Source organism: Streptomyces sp. SID14478, assembly GCF_010548525.1.
GTDB lineage: Bacteria > Actinomycetota > Actinomycetes > Streptomycetales > Streptomycetaceae > Streptomyces.
In genome coordinates this window covers 1-562 of the sequence record NZ_JAAGMG010001374.1, presented here as the reverse complement: position 1 = coordinate 562, position 562 = coordinate 1, and the positions used below count along the sequence as shown (strand labels likewise).

General features: G+C 77.4%; 1 pseudogene. It reads left to right on the top strand.

Features of this window, described 5'->3' with window-relative positions:
* Positions 1-562: pseudogene (locus G3I40_RS43550) on the top strand (hypothetical protein); the annotation flags it as partial.

Genomic DNA, 562 nt, shown 5'->3' with positions numbered 1-562 from the left:
CGACGACCGGCTGGCCCGCTACAGCGAACCCGAGGGATCCGGCCGGGCCGCGCTCGACCTGGCCCGCGTCGACGACGCCGACGTCACCACGGCGGCCTCCGTGGTGCTGTCCCGGTCCGACGGTGCGGCCCGCTACCTGACGGCTCCGTGGGTCTCCGAGGCGACCACGCGCGACCTGCTGCGGCCCGACACCCCGGCGCGGGCGCTGCACCTGTCGAAGGACGGCGTGAGCGATGCGGTGCCGGTCGCCCCGGCGGCGGGCTGCGACCGGCGCCCGGTGCTGCAACTGCGCTCCTCCGGGCGGATCGTGGAGCACCACGCGTTCCTCGTCGCCGACCTGGGCGGCCTCTCACCGGTGCACCTCACGTACACCCCGCTGCCCGGCCACGGGACTCCCCCGGCCCGTCAGCCGCGCGAGGCGACGAGCAGCCAGGCGCTGCTGGCCTGGGCGCGTACCGCCTGTCGTCTCGAACCGTGGCGCGGCGGGGCGGTGCGCGCCGTGAACGCGTGGGACTTCGCCGAGCAGGGGCTGCCGGAGGGCGGCGGCCGCGCGGTGTGGACG